The sequence below is a fragment of the Bradyrhizobium sp. NBAIM14 genome, from assembly GCF_020193895.1.
Taxonomy (GTDB): domain Bacteria; phylum Pseudomonadota; class Alphaproteobacteria; order Rhizobiales; family Xanthobacteraceae; genus Bradyrhizobium; species Bradyrhizobium yuanmingense.
On the sequence record NZ_JADYVQ010000006.1, the window covers coordinates 138,847 to 155,713 of the forward strand.

Sequence of the window (16,867 nt, forward strand, 5' to 3'; positions counted from 1 at the left end):
ATTCTTCACCCGCTTGGAGCATTTCTCGCGCGGACTTAACACGAGTGCGTGCCTCCAACCGCACGGCGTGCTCCCGCATTTGTGTGGATCACGATCCGCACCAGGCAACGCTGCCACAAGCGACGTATGCTCAATCCGTCCTTGTAGCTCGATCCAATCGCCTCGGTGTAATCCTCCAAAAGCAGCAGCTGATGGCGCTGCGCGACCGCACGCAGTTCCGACCACGGCGCGGGATGACCGTTAGGATTGCCGGCGACAATCGCCCGCGTGTTGGCCGTGATGCGCTCTTTGGCCTTCGCTGGGACTAATGCTCCCGACCAATAATCGACATCTGCAAATACCACTCGTGCGCCCGCGAGACTGGTGGCATGCGCGGTTTCGCGAAAGGAGTAGGGCGAGGCGAAAACCTCCTGCCCCGGGCCGATGCCGAGCGCCTTCAGCGCAAGCAGGAGCCCGATGGTACCACTCGAGACCGCATCAACATATTTGCGACCAAGATAGGCGGCGAAAGCGTGCTCAAACGCCTCAGTGATCCGCCCGTTGGAAATTTGCGGCGAACACAGCAGCGTCTCCACGGCAGAGAGCTCAGAGAAGGTGATATCGGAATCGAACAGTGGAATGAATGATGTATTCTCCTCCACAGTGTGCGCACCATCAAGCCGATACTCTGCTAGTTCAGTGCTCACCGCCGCACATTCCTTTTGGCCAATACGATGCCGGTCGCCCGCGTCGGATCGGCCGTAATCTGCACGCAGTGATCTGATCCATCGATCAGATGAAGGTCGAAACGCGGAAACTGCCGGAACGGCTGATCCGCCACATCCGACGCATCACAGCGCACCCAAGCAAGCTGTGGAAAGCGGTGCCGCAGCTCGACAAACGGACCCATCTCGGCGCGATCGGCTGCAAGCAGCCGCTCGATTTCGATCAATTCCTCCGCGGTGAGCGCCATCGTGGCTCCTCTATGACTCGTCAAAGGCGCGGCGTCATTGCCAGAACAGACGCTCCGGATCCGCATTCAATTCGTCGATTGCAGAAGTCAACCGATGGTAAAGGCTGTAAAATTCCCAGGTTCCTCGCGCGTGGTTCTTGCGAAACAGCTTCCAGATCCCGCTCACGGCATCATAATGAATCAGTGCGACATCGATGAGAGCGCCATCCTTGTCGATGTTGCGCGAGCAACAGGGGCTCTCGACGAGGTAGCCGCCCCTCACCGGCGTCACGTTCGGCGAGACGTAGAGATAACGCTTGCGCGAGCTCAAGCCGCGCTCGATCCGTTTGCGATCGAGTTCGTTGGGGTGAGGCACCAGCCCGGCCTTTACCGTTCTCATCAGCGCGGCATTCATCGCGAAGCCTCCATTCAAAGCACTGTGATTTCTTCTTCAAGACAGCCGATGAGCATCTGCTCACCAAAATCGACAATATAGATCGGCACGTTCGCTTCGGTATGGATCGCGACGTTGATGATCTCGCCGGTCGCTCCGGCCGCGAGCAAGACTCCCTCGGGCTCCATGTCGGGATATGAGTGGTCGTTGATGAGGTCGACTGCGGTTTTGACCCGCTGGCCCCGCTGATATTTCGGAACGCCGGGCTGAGTCATGACTCCTCCGGGAATGGCAGATCATCGATCTCCTCGCACGTGTCCACCGGCTCTAGCTCCTTGCGCTTCATGCCAACGCGGTAGCCGCTTTCCAAAAACTCAACGCCGTAGATGTAGAATTGCTGCAGGAACGTGCCGATCGAGACGACATAACCGACCTCCCCCTTCTTGACTAAGACGTCGCCAATCTCCTTGCCGCGATAGGTGCCATCATTGCGGATGGTGCGATTGGCTCGCAGCTTTTGGCCAAAGCTGAAGACGGGCGGGTCGCTGAGCTCGACGACGTCGCTGTCGCGAACAATGCTGTTCATGTACCGCTCCTCATGCATCGCTCCCTCTAGAGATGTAGGAAGCTGCCTCGCCCACGGCAGGCGAGATCCTGCATCACTTCATACTCGCGCGGCGTGGTCAGTCTCATCGACGACAGCAGCGCTGGGTAGGAAGGCCGCTCTCGGAATCGCGAAACGCCTTGGACCGCCGCGCAGAATGAAATGCCCGCCAGGGCCGTGCTGCCGACCAGCAACAGCACGATCGCAGGGCAAGCCAGCGCAGTCGTCGTCCGTGATGGAGGACCGAACGTCGGCGTCCGCGCCGCCGCCAACGCGCAGCACGAAGCTTGCGACGTTTTCAGCACCCGCTCTTGGCGTGCCGTTCATGGGGTTCACACTTTAGACTGGCGCCTGGTAGCGAGGAAAGGACGTGTCAACCACACAGGTATTGTCGACCGGACAGGCGGCGACGCATTGCGGCTCGTCGAAATAGCCAACACATTCAGTGCATTTCGCCGCTTCAATGACAAAGCTGCCCCCCTTCTCCGAGATAGCAACGTTCGGGCATAAGGGTTCGCAGGCTGAACAGCTCGTACACTGCGAGGCGATGATCTTGAATGGCATATATCCCCCTTAGCCTGCGGAGAAAAGAGATCCTTGCGGGATCGCGGCGTCGCCGCGCTGCGCGTGCTGGATCTCCCCGCGTTTCACCTTATCCAGATAGGATCTGAACCAGGCGATCGCCGACTTCTCAATGAACTCATGGGCATATTGATCGACCGGCTCGATCCCTGCCTTGATCAGATTGCTTTTCGGGCAGCCGCCTATCTTGGAGACGAAGACCGCATGGCAGTCATGGATGCCACGCATGATGGCGGAAAGCCTGTCCTCCTCGCCATAACCGCCCTGGCAGTAAACGTCCACGCGGCGGTGGCCGACGAATTTGGCGCCGGATGTAGAAAGTTCGTAGACCTGGAATTCCTTTGCATGCCCAAAGTGCTCGTTGATCACCCCCGAGCCCTTGGTTGCGACGGCCACTAGAAGAGTGATCGCGCTCATCTCCCCGGCAAATTTCGCAAGCTCCTTTTGGGCGACCGCGACTCTGGCGGCACGCTCATGCTCTACCCTGCCCTGATATGCCTTGCGCATCTCTAGGTCATATTCGACGTCCATTTTCATGACCTGATCGGTGGTGAACTCTGCGCTGCGGTCCTGCCCGAGCAGACCGACCGCATCGGCCCGGCACTGGCGACAATGGCGCATAATTTTTATCTCTCCTTCACAAGCATCTTGCAGCGCCTTCAATTCTTGCGCCGTCGGTCCGCGCTGACCGTTGAGGCCAAATACTGTGCCGTGTTCGGGCGCGGAGATCAGCGGCATGATATTGTGAAGGAAGGCACCGCGCGACTTCACCGCCTTGTTGACCTCGATCAGGTGGTCGTCGTTGATGTTTGGGATCATCACCGAGTTGACCTTGCACAGGATACCTCGTTCGCTAAGCATCTCGAGACCTTGCAGTTGGCGATCGGTGAGTATTCTTGCCGCGTCAATACCCGTGTATCGCTTGTGGTTGAAGAAGATCCACGGATAAATCTTGGCTCCGATTTCGGGATCAACCATGTTGATGGTGATGGTGACGTGGTCAACCTTGGACTTGACGATGGTATCAACATAGTCCGGCAGTGCGAGTCCGTTCGTTGACAGACACAGTTTGATTTCGGGAGCGGCCTTGGCGACCAGCTCGAACGTCTTGAACGTCTTTGCTGGATTGGCCAGAGCATCGCCCGGTCCAGCGATGCCAAGCACCGTCATCTGCGGAATGCTGGTCGCGACCGCGAGCACTTTTCTGACCGCCTGCTCAGGCGTGAGCTTCTCGCTCACCACACCCGGACGCGATTCATTGGCGCAGTCGTATTTTCGGTTGCAGTAATTGCACTGGAGGTTGCAGGCAGGCGCGACCGCGACATGCATACGGGCGTAATGATGATGCGCTTCTTCGCTGTAGCAGGGATGGTTCTTGACCTTTTCCCAGATTTCGGTCGGCAGATCGCCTTGGCCTGCGTGCGAGCCGCAGCTCGCCTGTCCGGTCTTGGCCGAAGCGCGGCAGCGCTTATGCTCGGGGGCGGGCTGCATCATCTTGCCGCTATCCACTGCAGCTTTGACATACTTTCCGCGTTCATTTTCATTTTTCCCTGCTGGCATCATCGCCCCCCAGGACGATCAAAGAAGCTGGATAGCAACTTGCATGCCATGGCGCAGACGATGAAATTGCAGCCATACGCCAAGGAGTTAGCGGAAACCATCGTCGCTGGCGCACGAAAGAAGAGCAATGATGCGCTTGTTGACGATGCGACAGATACGTCGTCATTCTCACGCAGAGCTCCACGGCTTGCGCATGCTCGCGCTAAGCTCGCCGGAACCGGCTCCATCTGAACGGGTTTTCTCGCGTTGCGGCTCCCACGATAGGAGCTGGGGGATCCGGGCTTCATAAGGCCACTAATGGGTGAGCAGTATCTCAACCGTGCAAGGGAACCCAATCGCAAGCGGTGTCAGGCGTTGCTCGAGTAGAAAGCGGAGCTCGTTGCGAGAGAGCGCGTCCCCATCAACGATGGCATAGTGGGTGCTGGCCGAGCGCTTGATGATCTACCGCCGCATAGCTACGCAACAGCTGTTCGTTGAAGCGACAGCCGATCAAGAGAAAGGTCTGTTCGCCTTTCCTTGATGGATGTCCGGAACTGGCGTCTGAATGTCGATTTCGGTCAACGCCTGACGTAGTCCGCGTCGGAGATAAGGAAGGTGTTGGCCGGCTGCACGCTGCCATGCGACTTGTACAGCACCCCCGTCGCCCAGCTGACGGCCACCGCACTGCCGACCTCTCGGCAAGCGAATCGTAAAGGCGATACCAGCGATTTTCGCCAATGCCGACGCGGGTGATACCCTGCACTTCGACCCATCCATCGCGCTTATCCAGCGCCGGGCGCCTGGCGGCATCATACCAGATGTCGACTATGACTCGCAGCGACAGGGACGCAAGATGATGGCGCGACCGCGTCGGCTGAACTGGCCGAGCGAAAGCCCGCGCCATCAATGCCGTCACGGCGGACCGATCTTTGCTGATCTCGACTTGTCGCGCCGACGCCAACGCATTGCCCCTAGCCGGCCGCGGCAGCGGAACCTCGCTCGAAGAAGCCGGGCAACGCCTCTGGCGTGGTCGACATATCGGATCTGCACAATTCGGCGAGGCCAGGACCGAGATGGGGAACAATGCTCGCGGCCCTCGTCCACGAGCGTGGCTTTTGCATCGGCCGCATCGACAAAGTCGATCTTCGGGGGCGCCTTCAGGGATCGTCCCCGTTCTCGCCCCGTTTTTTAGCGTTGATTGTGATCGGTAGCCGTGTGTCGCTCGCCATCTCGGGCAAATCGAGCACCCAGCCATTAGCTACTTTGATCCAGCCGCCCCATAGCGTCTCGTGCTCGGATTCCACGATTGGCTCTTCGAGATCCTTTTTTGGCACGTATATCGACAGGCCCGCGTCCGGAGACCGGCGGATCATGATTTTCACGTGGTCAACTCCTTGGCTGTGACGCAGGAGGTGGCGCGCAGGCGAGCCACGATGTCGGACACTGCGCACACGACCTCATCGACCTCCGCGAACGAGGTTTCACGTGACAGAGAAAAGCGCACCGCGCCGCGCATCCGCCACGCCGGCACCTGCATGGCACGCAGAACATGCGAAGGCTGCATTGAGCCGGAGTTGCAGGCTGATCCGAGCGACACGGCAATACCGGCCCGATTGAGATGGTGGGCGATGGCTTCGCCTTCGAGATGATCGAAGGCAATAGTGGCCGTGTTCGCTAACCGATTGCTGATATCGCCGAGCGCAACGCACTCGCCATTGTGCAAAATTCCCTGCTCTAGGCGGTCGCGCAACGCGCCAATGCGAACGCGCTCCGGTTCGAGCCGCTCCGCCGCGAGCTCGGCAGCCTTTCCCAGGCCGACGATGCCGGGAATATTCTCAGTCCCGCCGCGGCGTCCTCGTTCCTGTGATCCGCCGCAGATCAGCGGCCGGAATTTTGTCCCTTTGCGCAAATATAGCGCGCCGATTCCCTTGGGGCCGTGCAGTTTGTGCGCGGATAGCGACAGCATGTCGATCGCACTGTCCTTTAGGTTTACGCGCACCTTACCGATGGACTGGACTGCATCGGTGTGAAACAGCGCGCCCGCCTCACGGGTCAACCCGGCCAGAAACTCTACAGGGAATATCGTTCCGGTCTCGTTGTTGGCCCACATAACCGAGGCGATCGCTGTGCGTGGCCCGAGCGCGCAGCGAAACGCCTCGATATCGAGCCGGCCGCGGGAATCTACGGGTACGATGTGCGTCTTGACTCCTCTTGCCGCCAATTGCTTGGTTAACGCAAGAACGGCGGAGTGCTCTACCGAGGTGGTGACAATCTCGTCTCGGTCTTCCTGCGTCGCAAGCGCAGAGAGGATCGCGGCATTATTCGCCTCGGTCCCTCCCGAAGTGAAAACGATTTCTTGATCGTATGCGTTCCCTAACAGGCCCCGCAAGCTATGCCGGGCCTGCCTCACAGCGACCGCGACCTCGTCGCCAAAGGCATGCGTCGACGAGGCATTGCCGAATTGCTCGGTGAAGAACGGCAACATGGCTTGTACAACGGATGGATCGGTCCGGGTCGTTGCATTGTTATCGAGGTAGATCGGCATTCTATTCCTCGCTCATCCATTGCCTCGCCTGCAGCAGCAACGGGGACCAGATTCAATTCGCCGAATTGATCAACCAGCCGCGCCTGAATGCCTTCCAGCGTCACCCGCGAAGTCTACAAACCGTGCAGGCACCGGTCAGCGTGACCATGATCCTGCTGCTGCCATCGATGCCTATCAGCTGACAGTCGCCATCATCGCGTGGCAGATTGGGGCGTATCTCTTCGAGAGCCCCGCGAATGCGACGCTTTAGGTCTGTCGCAGTGGACGACGATTGCCTCAGTTGTTCGGCCGGCATGCTTCGATATGTCCTCTTCATCAGCTGAACGATTTTTTTCATCAGCTGAACGATTTTCCGCAGGAGCAGTTCGCGGTGGCGTTCGGGTTGTGAAAGGTAAAGCCAGAACTCTCCAGTGCCATCACGAAATCGATGGTCGTGCCGACCAGATGCTCACGGCTCTTGTTATCGACGAACACCTTCAACCCGTCGCATTCGATCACGGTGTCGTCAGGCTTCGGTTCCTCGGCCAGGCCCATCTTGTATTTAAATCCATTGCAGCCGCCTGCTTCGATCATGACGCGCAGACCGCCGGTCGGGTGCGCCGACGATGAAATCGCGCTCTTGATTGCATTCACTGCGCTGTCCGTCAGGTTGATCACGGCTTTCCCTCATCAGCTTGGATCTAGCTGTTAAGGGCAAGTCACGTGCCAGCGCGCAGGCGCTTGATGATGCGCACTTTTTCGGACCGCGCCTGTTGACTTTGGAACCGGTGTTGGGTTCCTGACACGACTAGGCGCGGCCCCCTGACGCGTTTTCTTTCTAAGCTACGCGCGGGCAGCTACGCATGCAACGGCAAGCAATTTGCATCGCATCTGGCACCGGCCAAGGCGTCGGTGAAGAGCTTAGATCGAGGACGAATTTAATGACTGCAATCGAGAACACCGCACTCGGCAGATTTGAGAAGGAGGGCCGCCTGCTCAACGCCGTACTCAAAGGCGCGACTACCAAGCCGGGCCGGTTCGGCTTTCGTGGCGACGTCGCACTGAAGTTCCAGACTCAGGTCGCCGACGAGAAGCGACCGCCGGACTATTCGATCGAGCAGGTTCTGACGATCGCGCAGGACGGAGAACGCACTATTCCGGTGCTGGCCGGCTACCTACACTCCTTCGCGTATCTTGCTGACGTCGCGACCGTCCTTGACGGCGCCTTAAGCCCAACCGGCAGCTACTTCATGTTTTGCAACAACATCGATTTGCTGGCGAAATATCGAATCAAGTTCGGTGATATCAACTTTCACGTCTTGCCCTGCGATGAATCGACCGTTTGGAAGGAGATGATGGAGCTGGTCGGGCTCAACAAGGACGACATCAAGAAGCTCGATCCGGGCGGCAAGCTTGATTACCTCCTCGATGCCGCAAAGGATCTCGATCTGTCCTATGAGGAGATCTCTTACGACGGCGGGCTAAAGAGGATGGAGCCGGTGAAAAACCGCAACGAGAACCGCCCGGTCTGAGGCGGTCTTCAGTTGTTTGGCGATGCATCGTCTTCGACAAGACGCACGCCGAGGACACAGATATCACCATCCAGAACTGCCAACGCGATCGGCGTGAGCGCTCTACCCTGACATGGACCTTCGACGCACCGCCCGGTGCCGAGTTCGAAGGTCGAACCGTGCTTGCCGCACATCAGCCGGATGCCGCAAGGATCCAGGAATTGGTTCTGCTCCCAATCCAATTTGACGCTGTTGTGCGGGCATTTATTGACATAGCCAAGCACTTTTTTGCCCCAGCGCACCACAATGATGGACCACGGCCGGTGATTGCCGTCATCTTCAACGACCATAAGATGGAATCCCATGGCTTGGCGGCTCGGAATGTCGTTAAAGCCGCAAATTGCATAGATGGGATTTGGCTGCATTCATACTCGCTTATTGCAAGGCGCTTTTCATTGCGTTGTGCAATCAACGTGCAAGAAGTGTGCAAGTGCCTGAGCGGATCGTGTCTGTGGTAATCCAATGCGCAAGCTTATTGCAGCTCACCCCATTACCAACGCACAATTAGGCCAGTTCGTTCGACGATTGGGCCGTGCTGCCCTTCCATGAAGCCCGCCCAGCTACAGCTTTCGGCTTCAAGCATTCTGCACGATTTGCCGGATAGCTACATGCGGTGGCTGGTCGTTGCTGCTCGTTGATGGCCACGGCCGTGGCAACCCCGTTAGGGCCCCTCGGATCGCCTATCCCCCGCGAGCATCGTAAGAGCCTCGGAGAGGGGCTAGACGGTCGTTTCGGCCGCCGGGGCGACGCTGCGAGCGTCGCCCCTTGAAGTAAGACCATTGCGTCCGCTATAGAACGGTCGAAAGCCCATCATTTCAGGCCCGGTGCTGCTATGCAGCCAATTTACTCGAGGGGCATTCGCCTAAGAGCGCGCTCCAGGTAAATTGAAGCGCCGTCGTCCGAGGAATCCGAGTCGTAGCTTCTCTGAGGACCGACATCACTGCCCCCAGCTTTGGAAAGATACTTCGTAGGCTTGTCTACACGCTGCCACTTGTCATTCTCGTTCTTCGTCCACACTTCGGGATTTTGGTGAGGATCAAGCACCCAGTGGTTACGGCCCACGTGAACAAAACCCATGTCCGCAAGGCGGGGTTCCATGCCTGGTAAGGCCGGCCTCGACATGATCAGCGGATGGTCGCCGTCCTCTCGCAGTAGATGTTGTAGCAAGATGTCGCCAGCGTTCTCGACAAGCGGATGAGTTACCCTAAGATCTACCACGGACGTGATATCGTTCCGCCCAAACTGTTGTTGAAATTGGTCTCCTTTGATCCGAACCGGGCCTCCTGCTCTTAATAGCCCGACAATTTCGTCGCCCAACCGGTAGCTGTAAAATCGTGCTGGCTTATTTGGATCGTCGTAGGTGTAGGCGTAACTTCCAGCAACGGTTGCTGCGCGCTCAGCCTTCTGGGAGACGAAATCTGAGTATTCCTGTGGGTTCTCGGCGATCTGCATGATATCGCTGCGCAAGAACCTCTCGACTCCTCTCCTGAAGGTTTCGCGGTCGGGGATCTCTCTAATGGGCGGTTCGGAAACGAGAGAGTATGACGCCGCTGGTTCGGATGACGACCCACTTGGCTCCATCCCTGCAACTGTTTCCGCAAATCGGGGACTATCTCCCGCTTCTGACGAATCGTCATTACCGGTTGTGAACTGGCTGGATGAGCCAACGATTCTGCCATACATCAGACCGCTCTCCTATGAGAAAAGTTGCACGCAATCGAGCTCGCCCACGCGCGGCTCTGCCTGCGAGGATAGAATTCCTAGCTGACCACAACCTGACCAAAGCACTCAGCGTTTACACGTGGCTACCCCGCGCAGTCTGCGCGTAGCTGCGACTAGCCGCGATCTGTGGGTGGAATCGCACGTAATATCGGCGGCTACGATCCGTCGAAGAAACCGATGCTTATGATAATGACTTGCACGTTCCTATTAGCAGATGGGTTACCCCGCCCGACCACGTACATCGACCCATGAACCCGCAACGAGAATTAGAGACCTGCGTGCCAATTGTTCCGCGTCCTGATTTTGCGATGTGCGCTCGATGCCCATGTGGGGCAGCGAAATGTCGTCCCCGCTGGGCGTGTGCAAAAGACCAACTAAGGTGTTCCCGGCGCATCCCGTCCCTGTAGAATCGACCATCTAGGCAGACACCATTGTCCACGATCGGCGGCGCGGCGGGAACATAAGCTTCTCCTGATCCGCAAGCAGACATGCACAGGATCCGCTCGGATCAAATCGCCAGATGTAGTGGCTAACTGCCTTTCAAAGTAGACTCCTCGGCCTCAATCATGACAGGCTTCAATCCACCTAGTGCGGCGCGAGGCGCAGCTCGCCTCCTACGAATACGCGAACCTTGGGGACGAGTGGTTCGTGAGCAACGGATATTATGCCGGCATGACATAGCCCGAGGCGCCAACCATCGCCTCGGTAATGCTTACGCTTTCGCCGCTCGATCTTGCTATTCGATGCTTGGTCGACATCCTTCTGGCATGCCGTCCTCACCTGAGTTCACCTGATCACAATTGCGCCTTGCCTCACGTATATCTCGCCTGCCACAACAGGACGAGTGTGTTCGCTCACGCTGCTTCAGGTACCGCCGAAGTGTGCGTCTGGCAGTTGGCCGGGCAAACCCTGGCGCATGCACCGCAGCCGATGCAGGCGCCTTGATCATTCAGAACCATAATTTTCTTTTCGATCTCATCGTCCTCGTCGTCGAGGTCGACAAGTTCGCCTCCCTCACCGATTCCTTTCAAAGTCATGACATCTCGACCGCACACCTTGAAACAGCGGCCACAGCCGATGCATTTCTTTGCATCGATCGTGATCAAGTATTGTGGCGTCCAGTCGCGTCCGTCTCGTGTTTGGAACGACATGCATTGCCCCTTTTAAGTATTCTCTAGCGCCTTCAAGGCGAGACTCTCGCGCTCAAGTTCGGCATAAGCATCGTACGCCTTCTGCGCGACCACCATGATCGAGGTCCAGTTGATGGGCAATTCTTCCGAAAGGTCGTGCAGATCCAGCTTGGCCTGTATCGCCTTGGCGGACACTTTCCTTAGTTCGGCCTTCAGTGTTTCACGATCGCTCATGAATATCCCCAATAGTTCGCCACGTCCGGAAATTTCCGAATCAGGCCGATTCCGTCGCTGACACATTTGTCGCCCTGCTGCGCGAGCTTCACCAAACTATCAAATCCGAAGCGATACACATCGCGCAGCTGCTTGTTCACGGCGATCAGACGGCCTGAGATGAGCACCATGCGGGCGAATCCTTCATGATGCAGATCCAGAATCGGCTGGGTCATCGCGCCGGTCTCCCTCTCGATCGAGAGCGCGACCGCATCGAAGAAAAGCTTAAGCCGCCACAGTGGATCGGGATCAGGATCACCGATAATCGGCAATGCGCGCCGTTTCTCCTTGTCCAGAATATAGAGTTCGAGCAGATCGAGATCGCTCCTCGCCTCCAAGGCTCCGTTGGTGTCCTGAGCACGCCAAACCTTGATCAACTCCACGAGGAACGGCGCGTCGGCGGCGTTTCCCTGCTGCTCTATTTTAGCGGTCATATCACCTCATTCGTCGAACTCGAAGGTTCGCCGTCGGTCTTTTGCCATAGCCTTGCGTAGCCAGGGAGGTGGCGTGCCCTTCAGTACGCGCTCGAGTTTCTCGAGCAACACCAGAATGCTTTCTGGCTTGTTCACCTTGATAGGATGGATCTTGTTGGCGACCACTCGCGCAGCCCCAGCACCGCCAATGGCGCCGACGTAAAGGATTGCGCAATCCTTGATTGCGTCGATCTTGGGCGCCAACTTGTCGTCGTTGCCGTCTTCCTTTAGATCGCCCTCAAACTCAACCGCTTTGAGAAACACGTGCCCGCTAGGCGTGACATCGTAGATCGCGATATTCTTTGCCCAACCAAAATGGGCATCGACGCGTTTCAGGTCCTGAGTGGCAAACGCGACCTTCATGCACTCGACCTCTCAGCTGCGCCGGTGGAACTGCGATATCCCGAGCATCGCGGCGATCCGGCCGCAGTTCGCCATTTGTCGGGCGTAGGCCGATCGTTCTCCTCACGATGCGCGATCACGAGATTGGCGATATCGAAGACCAGATTGCGGGTACCACGATAGCCCACGGATAGTTGGTGTCCCGCACCAAGTCGGTCGAACATCGGAAAACCCGTACGATAGAACGGGACTTTCAGCCGAGCAGCCGCTTGCCTGCCATGCGAGTGCGTGATCAGCAGGTCGCAATGCTTTGTTTTGGCAAGCCCTTCCAGATCCTCGAGATCGCCAATGAGTACCTCCTTGGTCTTAATCCGCTCGATCACCCCCGACTGAGTGGTCGTCACGGCCGCCGTCACCTGCGCGCCCATATCGTGGAGCATGCCGGATAGATCGAACAGGAGGTCTGGCTCAGCGCCGATCGCAACTTTGCGACCGCCAATATGGAAGTGCGCGTCCAGCATTGCATCGGCGAGCTGACCGCGCTGGCGCCGATACTTCAACGGTATGGGGCGACCGCTGATCTCGCTCAAGAACGTCATGAATTCGTCATTCGGACACAGGCCACACAACCGCTCGAAGACACGAAAAGGCACGCCGGTCTTGCCCTGCATGACCTCTGCCGCCCGCTGCATCTGCGCGCCGATCGCAATTGTCCACCCGGCGCGGCCCATGCTCGCAATTTCGTCGACGCTGATGCCGCCGATGGTCGTTGGCGTAAACTCATCGGGGATATGCCCATCGAGCGATCCCGCCAGATCAGGGAGGAAGGACGGGATCAACCCGAAATCCTCCAGTATGACACGGAGTTCATCAAGGTCGCCGGGCGTGAGGTGACATCCCGGCAGAACATTCACCTTCGATGGATCCCGCAGGCCGCTGGCGTTGGGCCCTTCCACCAGCACCTCCACAATGCGCGCCACAGCCTTTTCCCAGCCGTCCTGGAACGCGCCCTTGAAATCCGGCGTCGAGACATACACCAGTGGCAACTTTGCGAGTTGCGGATGATTGCTCCGGATTAGCTTGAGGTAGGCATCCACATCGTCGCCGTTGGTCTCGGTGATACCGGTCGAGCAGATTCCGATGATCTTTGGCTTGGTTCGGTTATAGATGTTCAGTATAGCGTGCTCGAGATTCTCATAGCCGCCGAGTACGGTCGCGACCTCGCTCATCGCGGTGGTCTGCAGCGGTACTGCCTCTTTGAAATGCCGGACAAAGAGCGTGAGACCGAAGGATGTGCACCCCTGGGAGCCGTGCAGAAGCGGCATCGCCCCGCGCAGCCCCATGAACGCGAATGCGCCGCCGATCGGCTGACTCATCTTCAGCGGGTTGACAGCGCACGCTTTTGTCGGCGCCGTGACGATTGCCATGACGCCTCGCTATTCTGCGGCCTGTCGCATGGCAGATGGTTCGGACACCAAGATATCTTCGATGCGTCTTTGGCAGCAGCCACCGACCGCATTGGTATGCTCTCTGACCGCTGCGACGCTCTTCAGGCCGTGCGCATAGATTGCATCCTCAATCGTGCCCAAATCGACTCTGTTACACACGCAGATCTTCCTCGCGCGGCGCGCGGTTTCGGCGAGCGCCGGATCGCGGGCGATCGCGGCCATCGGCGATTGTATCTGCACCATCGCCTTGGCCAATGCTTCCCATGGTGCCGGTCGACGTAGCTGCTCCCACATCGGACTGGAGAGCGAATTATCGATCTCCTCCACCAGCTTGACCATTCCGACATAGCCCATATAGGCGTGGCAACGCTCCTGGTTGATATCGAGCCAGGGCATCGCCGCTTTCAGCGCGACGAACTGCGACTTGCCGCCCGATAGCATGATGTCCGCTTTTGCGTCCTTCAACATCTTATACATTTCGCGCGGCGTCATGTCCTCGATCATGTGGGCATCCTGCCCCATGAGCTCCTTGATGCGCTCCTTGTCCTTCCTGGTTGATTTCTTGACGCTGGTTCCGACTAATTCAAGCCCTGCTTCCTGGAGTGCCGCAACGACCGACCACGACTTGACGCCGCCGGTAATCAACAAGGCCTTCTTACCTTCGAATCGCGGCTTGTACGGCTCTATCGCAGCCCACGCCCACGCTTCCTCGCGCGCGATCACTGCTTCGGTGCGCCCGAGCAGATCTGTCGGCGCGCCGCGTTCAACCAATAAGCGGGCAAGCTGACGCAGCGATTCGCTCGAATCTTGAATACCGTAGAACGACCCCTCGAAGAACGGGATCCCGTAGCGTTGCTCCATCTTGCGTGCGACGTTGATCATGGACTTTGAGCACACCAACATCGCCGCCCGCGCGCGATGAGATGACGCGACTTCGCGATATTTGCCATCCCCGGAGATGCAGGAGAGAATCCGTACTCCAAGCTCGTCTAGCAATGGCTTCACTTGCCAGAGCTCTCCCGAAAGGTTGTATTCCCCGATCAGGTTGATGTCATACGGCGTGGTATAGTCCGGTTCTTGCGTCCCGATCACATACTCGAGCAAGGCCTCGCCGGCGAGCTTGTTACCGAGGTTCTTCGAGCCGACGAAGCCCGGCGAATTGATCGGGATCACCGGCTTTGCGAACCTTTGAGATGCTGCCTTACAGACTGCGTTGATGTCGTCGCCGATCATCGCCGGAATACAGGTTTGATAGACGAAGATGGCGGGCGGGTCGCACTTCTCGATGATCTCCTTGATCGCTTTGCAGAGCCGCTTCTCGCCTCCGAATACAATATCGGTTTCGCTCAAATCGGTTGTGAATGCAGTGCGCCACAGATTCGCGCCGGACGACGCCGCGCCGCGATTGTCCCAGGAATTTCCTTCGCACGCGATCGGACCATGCACCAAGTGAGCGACGTCGGTGAACGGCTGCAACGCAATCTTGGCGCCATCGAAAGCGCAGCCGCCGGCAGCGCTACCCGGCTGCAGCTGTTTGGTGCAGCCGTTCTTGCGTTCAGCCTCCGACTTACTGCCGTTCTTGGCGCAGCCCGGCTCGTCGAAAATATTCTGGAGCGTGGCCGCTAGTGAATTCATCCTTTTTCCTCTCAGCGCAAACTAATTGCGTGGTCAACCCTCGTGTGCTTGTGTCATTTCAAGTGCTTTGGCGATGGCACGCGCACGGTCGCTCATCAACGAATGATATCGAAACTGTAGTCAGTTTTGCCAAGAACGTTTGTCTTCTTGTCCATCTCATCGAAGATCTTGTCCAGGATCTTCACCAGCACATTCAAGCCGCCCTGATAGCCCCACAGGGGGGAGCGGTGATGATGATGCCGATCAAAAACGGGAAAGCCGATGCGGATCAGTGGCGTTCCAGTATCGCGCTCCAGATACTTGCCATAGGTGTTGCCAATCAGAAAATCGACTGGCTCGGTGAACAGGAGTGAGCGCATGTGCCAGAGATCTCGGCCCGGATAGGCTTGGCAGCCCTGCCCAAATGGCGAGCTTGCAAGCAGCACCTGCATTTTTTCGTGCCACGCCTTGTTGCCGTTGGTGGACAGCACATGGGTCGGTTCGGCGCCGAGTTCGAGCAGAAACCCAGCCAACCCATAGCAAAGATCCGGATCGCCATAGATCGCGAACTTCTTGCCATGGATATGCGCGCTGGAGTCAGCGATCGCGTCGACCAGGCGGCCACGTTCTCGCGCGAGTTGCTCGGGAATCTCCTTGCCGCTGATGCGTGACAGCGCCAGGATAAAGTCATCCGTTGCCGATAAGCCCACGGGGTAGTTGAAGGATACGACGTCCTGTCCATGCTCAGCCACGAATGGCAGCGTTTTTTCGGTGCACCACTGCTGCATGGAGATTGTCGCCTTGGCGTGAACCGCGTTGGCCGCATCTTTCAGGGTCGTGCCTCCGTCATACATCCGGAACTCGCCGTCTGTCGGAGTATCGAAAACGTCAGAATTGTCCGCTAGAATCGTGTGCTGGATGTCCATTAACGCCAAGATGCGCTTGATCTCGCGAAGGTTTCCGACGGTATAGCCATCGAACCCACCAATGATGTTGATCGCCCCGTTCTGCTTGCGCTCCAGCTTCGGCGCTGTTCCGGCCTTACCGTCCCAAAAATGCTCCAGAATGCCCTTGAGCGCATTGTCATAACCGGTAACGTGGCTGCCGACGAACGCTGGCGTGTGGGCGAATGGCACGTCGAAGTCTGCCGGAACCGAGCCTTTTTCTTTCGACGTCTTGATGAAGGCGTTGAGGTCATCGCCGATCACCTCGGCCATGCAGGTCGTCGAGACCGCAATCATCTTGGGCTTGTACATGTTGTAGCTGTTCGCGAGCCCGTCGATCATGTTGTTCAGGCCGCCAAATACGGCAGCGTCTTCCGTCATCGACGAAGAGACGCAGGAGCTAGGCTCCTTGAAGTGCCGCGACAGATGGCTGCGGTAGTAAGCCACGCAACCTTGAGAGCCGTGGACGAAGGGCAGCGTGCCCTCAAAGCCAACAGAGGCGAATACGGCGCCAAGCGGCTGGCATGCCTTGGCCGGATTTACCGCTAGCGCCTCCCGCGCAAAGTTCTTCTCGCGATATTCGGCCGTTTTTGTCCATTCCTTGATACGCTCGACCTCGGCGGGATCGCGAGGATTCTCGAATATCTTCTTCTTAGCCAGCATCTGCTGGTATTCTGGACCGCGGAACAGCTCGAGATGATCGAGCACGTGTTCGGCACTCTGCGCCATTGTTGAAATCCTTCACTATCGAGGTTGGTGTCGCCCCGGCTTTCCCA

20 protein-coding genes and 1 pseudogene are annotated in these 16,867 nt (G+C 57.8%); 1 reads left to right on the forward strand and 20 read right to left on the reverse strand.

The genetic code is table 11. From position 1 onward, the window contains the following. Positions 1-131: 131 nt before the first annotated feature. The 11 genes and pseudogenes from I6F28_RS17250 to I6F28_RS17300 form a co-directional block, all read right to left on the reverse strand. A pseudogene (locus I6F28_RS17250) lies at positions 132-641 on the reverse strand (aminotransferase class I/II-fold pyridoxal phosphate-dependent enzyme); the annotation flags it as partial. A 41-nt stretch (positions 642-682) separates the two neighbouring features. After that, positions 683-952, reverse strand: a complete 270-nt coding sequence (locus tag I6F28_RS17255; RefSeq protein WP_225129559.1) for a DUF6129 family protein — start codon at positions 950-952, stop codon at positions 683-685. A gap of 34 nt (positions 953-986) precedes the next feature. After that, positions 987-1,346, reverse strand: a complete 360-nt coding sequence (locus tag I6F28_RS17260; RefSeq protein ID WP_225129561.1) for a DUF3024 domain-containing protein — start codon at positions 1,344-1,346, stop codon at positions 987-989. A gap of 14 nt (positions 1,347-1,360) precedes the next feature. After that, entirely contained in the window at positions 1,361-1,600 is a 240-nt protein-coding gene (locus tag I6F28_RS17265) for a nitrogen fixation protein NifZ (protein ID WP_225129563.1), read from the reverse strand. Next, positions 1,597-1,911, reverse strand: a complete 315-nt coding sequence (locus I6F28_RS17270) for a nitrogen fixation protein NifZ (RefSeq protein ID WP_225129565.1) — start codon at positions 1,909-1,911, stop codon at positions 1,597-1,599. The genes I6F28_RS17265 and I6F28_RS17270 overlap by 4 nt, the downstream gene beginning before the upstream one ends. A 357-nt stretch (positions 1,912-2,268) precedes the next feature. Further along, a complete protein-coding gene (locus tag I6F28_RS17275) occupies positions 2,269-2,493 on the reverse strand; it encodes a 4Fe-4S binding protein (protein ID WP_225129566.1) in 225 nt (74 codons plus the stop codon). Positions 2,494-2,502: 9 nt separating this feature from the next. Beyond that, positions 2,503-4,002, reverse strand: a complete 1,500-nt coding sequence (gene nifB / locus I6F28_RS17280) for a nitrogenase cofactor biosynthesis protein NifB (RefSeq protein WP_225129646.1) — start codon at positions 4,000-4,002, stop codon at positions 2,503-2,505. A gap of 1,205 nt (positions 4,003-5,207) precedes the next feature. Next, entirely contained in the window at positions 5,208-5,432 is a 225-nt protein-coding gene (gene nifT, locus I6F28_RS17285; protein ID WP_027571421.1) for a putative nitrogen fixation protein NifT, read from the reverse strand. Then, positions 5,429-6,595, reverse strand: coding sequence for a cysteine desulfurase NifS (nifS, locus tag I6F28_RS17290; RefSeq protein ID WP_225129568.1), 1,167 nt, complete (start codon positions 6,593-6,595; stop codon positions 5,429-5,431). Before nifS ends, nifT begins: the two co-directional genes overlap by 4 nt. Positions 6,596-6,695: 100 nt before the next feature. Further along, a complete protein-coding gene (locus I6F28_RS17295; protein WP_306469170.1) occupies positions 6,696-6,932 on the reverse strand; it encodes a NifU family protein in 237 nt (78 codons plus the stop codon). Beyond that, positions 6,932-7,252, reverse strand: a complete 321-nt coding sequence (locus I6F28_RS17300; RefSeq protein ID WP_225129572.1) for a HesB/IscA family protein — start codon at positions 7,250-7,252, stop codon at positions 6,932-6,934. The genes I6F28_RS17295 and I6F28_RS17300 overlap by 1 nt, the downstream gene beginning before the upstream one ends. Before the next feature lie 263 nt (positions 7,253-7,515). On the opposite strand from I6F28_RS17300, the gene I6F28_RS17305 reads away from it, so the two are divergent. Beyond that, on the forward strand, positions 7,516-8,106 hold the full coding sequence (locus I6F28_RS17305; RefSeq protein WP_225129648.1) for a hypothetical protein: 591 nt from the start codon (positions 7,516-7,518) through the stop codon (positions 8,104-8,106). 8 nt (positions 8,107-8,114) lie between these two features. Here the strand turns inward: I6F28_RS17305 and I6F28_RS17310 are convergent, their stop codons facing one another. From I6F28_RS17310 to nifK, 9 genes are all read right to left on the reverse strand, one after another. Further along, positions 8,115-8,510 carry a Rieske (2Fe-2S) protein gene (locus tag I6F28_RS17310; RefSeq protein WP_225129574.1) on the reverse strand — a complete coding sequence of 132 codons (396 nt, stop codon included), beginning with the start codon at positions 8,508-8,510 and terminating at the stop codon, positions 8,115-8,117. Between the two features lie 478 nt (positions 8,511-8,988). Beyond that, on the reverse strand, positions 8,989-9,828 hold the full coding sequence (locus I6F28_RS17315; RefSeq protein WP_225129576.1) for a host specificity protein: 840 nt from the start codon (positions 9,826-9,828) through the stop codon (positions 8,989-8,991). Between the two features lie 893 nt (positions 9,829-10,721). Beyond that, entirely contained in the window at positions 10,722-11,018 is a 297-nt protein-coding gene (gene fdxB, locus I6F28_RS17320; RefSeq protein WP_225140382.1) for a ferredoxin III, nif-specific, read from the reverse strand. Positions 11,019-11,030: 12 nt separating this feature from the next. After that, positions 11,031-11,231, reverse strand: a complete 201-nt coding sequence (locus I6F28_RS17325; RefSeq protein WP_225129580.1) for a CCE_0567 family metalloprotein — start codon at positions 11,229-11,231, stop codon at positions 11,031-11,033. After that, positions 11,228-11,704 carry a NifX-associated nitrogen fixation protein gene (locus I6F28_RS17330; protein WP_225129582.1) on the reverse strand — a complete coding sequence of 159 codons (477 nt, stop codon included), beginning with the start codon at positions 11,702-11,704 and terminating at the stop codon, positions 11,228-11,230. Before I6F28_RS17330 ends, I6F28_RS17325 begins: the two co-directional genes overlap by 4 nt. Before the next feature lie 6 nt (positions 11,705-11,710). Further along, a complete protein-coding gene (gene nifX, locus I6F28_RS17335) occupies positions 11,711-12,106 on the reverse strand; it encodes a nitrogen fixation protein NifX (RefSeq protein WP_225129584.1) in 396 nt (131 codons plus the stop codon). Then, positions 12,103-13,512 (reverse strand): nitrogenase iron-molybdenum cofactor biosynthesis protein NifN, encoded by a 1,410-nt coding sequence (gene nifN, locus I6F28_RS17340; protein WP_225129586.1) that lies wholly within the window; start codon positions 13,510-13,512, stop codon positions 12,103-12,105. Before nifN ends, nifX begins: the two co-directional genes overlap by 4 nt. A 9-nt stretch (positions 13,513-13,521) precedes the next feature. Continuing rightward, a complete protein-coding gene (gene nifE, locus I6F28_RS17345; protein ID WP_225129588.1) occupies positions 13,522-15,168 on the reverse strand; it encodes a nitrogenase iron-molybdenum cofactor biosynthesis protein NifE in 1,647 nt (548 codons plus the stop codon). Between the two features lie 95 nt (positions 15,169-15,263). Continuing rightward, the gene (gene nifK / locus I6F28_RS17350; protein ID WP_225129590.1) at positions 15,264-16,820 is read right to left on the reverse strand and encodes a nitrogenase molybdenum-iron protein subunit beta; all 1,557 of its coding nucleotides are present in this window, start codon (positions 16,818-16,820) and stop codon (positions 15,264-15,266) included. Positions 16,821-16,867: the final 47 nt, after the last annotated feature.

What these genes read in the sequence shown, in the direction of transcription:
- I6F28_RS17255 (WP_225129559.1), bottom strand. Translation starts at nt 952, where the DNA reads ATGGCGCTCACCGCGGAGGAATTGATCGAAATCGAGCGGCTGCTTGCA.
- I6F28_RS17260 (WP_225129561.1), bottom strand. Translation starts at nt 1,346, where the DNA reads ATGAATGCCGCGCTGATGAGAACGGTAAAGGCCGGGCTGGTGCCTCAC.
- I6F28_RS17265 (WP_225129563.1), bottom strand. Translation starts at nt 1,600, where the DNA reads ATGACTCAGCCCGGCGTTCCGAAATATCAGCGGGGCCAGCGGGTCAAA.
- I6F28_RS17270 (WP_225129565.1), bottom strand. Translation starts at nt 1,911, where the DNA reads ATGAACAGCATTGTTCGCGACAGCGACGTCGTCGAGCTCAGCGACCCG.
- I6F28_RS17275 (WP_225129566.1), bottom strand. Translation starts at nt 2,493, where the DNA reads ATGCCATTCAAGATCATCGCCTCGCAGTGTACGAGCTGTTCAGCCTGC.
- nifB (WP_225129646.1), bottom strand. Translation starts at nt 4,002, where the DNA reads ATGCAGCCCGCCCCCGAGCATAAGCGCTGCCGCGCTTCGGCCAAGACC.
- nifS (WP_225129568.1), bottom strand. Translation starts at nt 6,595, where the DNA reads ATGCCGATCTACCTCGATAACAATGCAACGACCCGGACCGATCCATCC.
- I6F28_RS17295 (WP_306469170.1), bottom strand. Translation starts at nt 6,932, where the DNA reads ATGAAAAAAATCGTTCAGCTGATGAAGAGGACATATCGAAGCATGCCG.
- I6F28_RS17305 (WP_225129648.1), top strand. Translation starts at nt 7,516, where the DNA reads ATGACTGCAATCGAGAACACCGCACTCGGCAGATTTGAGAAGGAGGGC.
- I6F28_RS17310 (WP_225129574.1), bottom strand. Translation starts at nt 8,510, where the DNA reads ATGCAGCCAAATCCCATCTATGCAATTTGCGGCTTTAACGACATTCCG.
- I6F28_RS17315 (WP_225129576.1), bottom strand. Translation starts at nt 9,828, where the DNA reads ATGTATGGCAGAATCGTTGGCTCATCCAGCCAGTTCACAACCGGTAAT.
- fdxB (WP_225140382.1), bottom strand. Translation starts at nt 11,018, where the DNA reads ATGTCGTTCCAAACACGAGACGGACGCGACTGGACGCCACAATACTTG.
- I6F28_RS17325 (WP_225129580.1), bottom strand. Translation starts at nt 11,231, where the DNA reads ATGAGCGATCGTGAAACACTGAAGGCCGAACTAAGGAAAGTGTCCGCC.
- I6F28_RS17330 (WP_225129582.1), bottom strand. Translation starts at nt 11,704, where the DNA reads ATGACCGCTAAAATAGAGCAGCAGGGAAACGCCGCCGACGCGCCGTTC.
- nifX (WP_225129584.1), bottom strand. Translation starts at nt 12,106, where the DNA reads ATGAAGGTCGCGTTTGCCACTCAGGACCTGAAACGCGTCGATGCCCAT.
- nifN (WP_225129586.1), bottom strand. Translation starts at nt 13,512, where the DNA reads ATGGCAATCGTCACGGCGCCGACAAAAGCGTGCGCTGTCAACCCGCTG.
- nifE (WP_225129588.1), bottom strand. Translation starts at nt 15,168, where the DNA reads ATGAATTCACTAGCGGCCACGCTCCAGAATATTTTCGACGAGCCGGGC.
- nifK (WP_225129590.1), bottom strand. Translation starts at nt 16,820, where the DNA reads ATGGCGCAGAGTGCCGAACACGTGCTCGATCATCTCGAGCTGTTCCGC.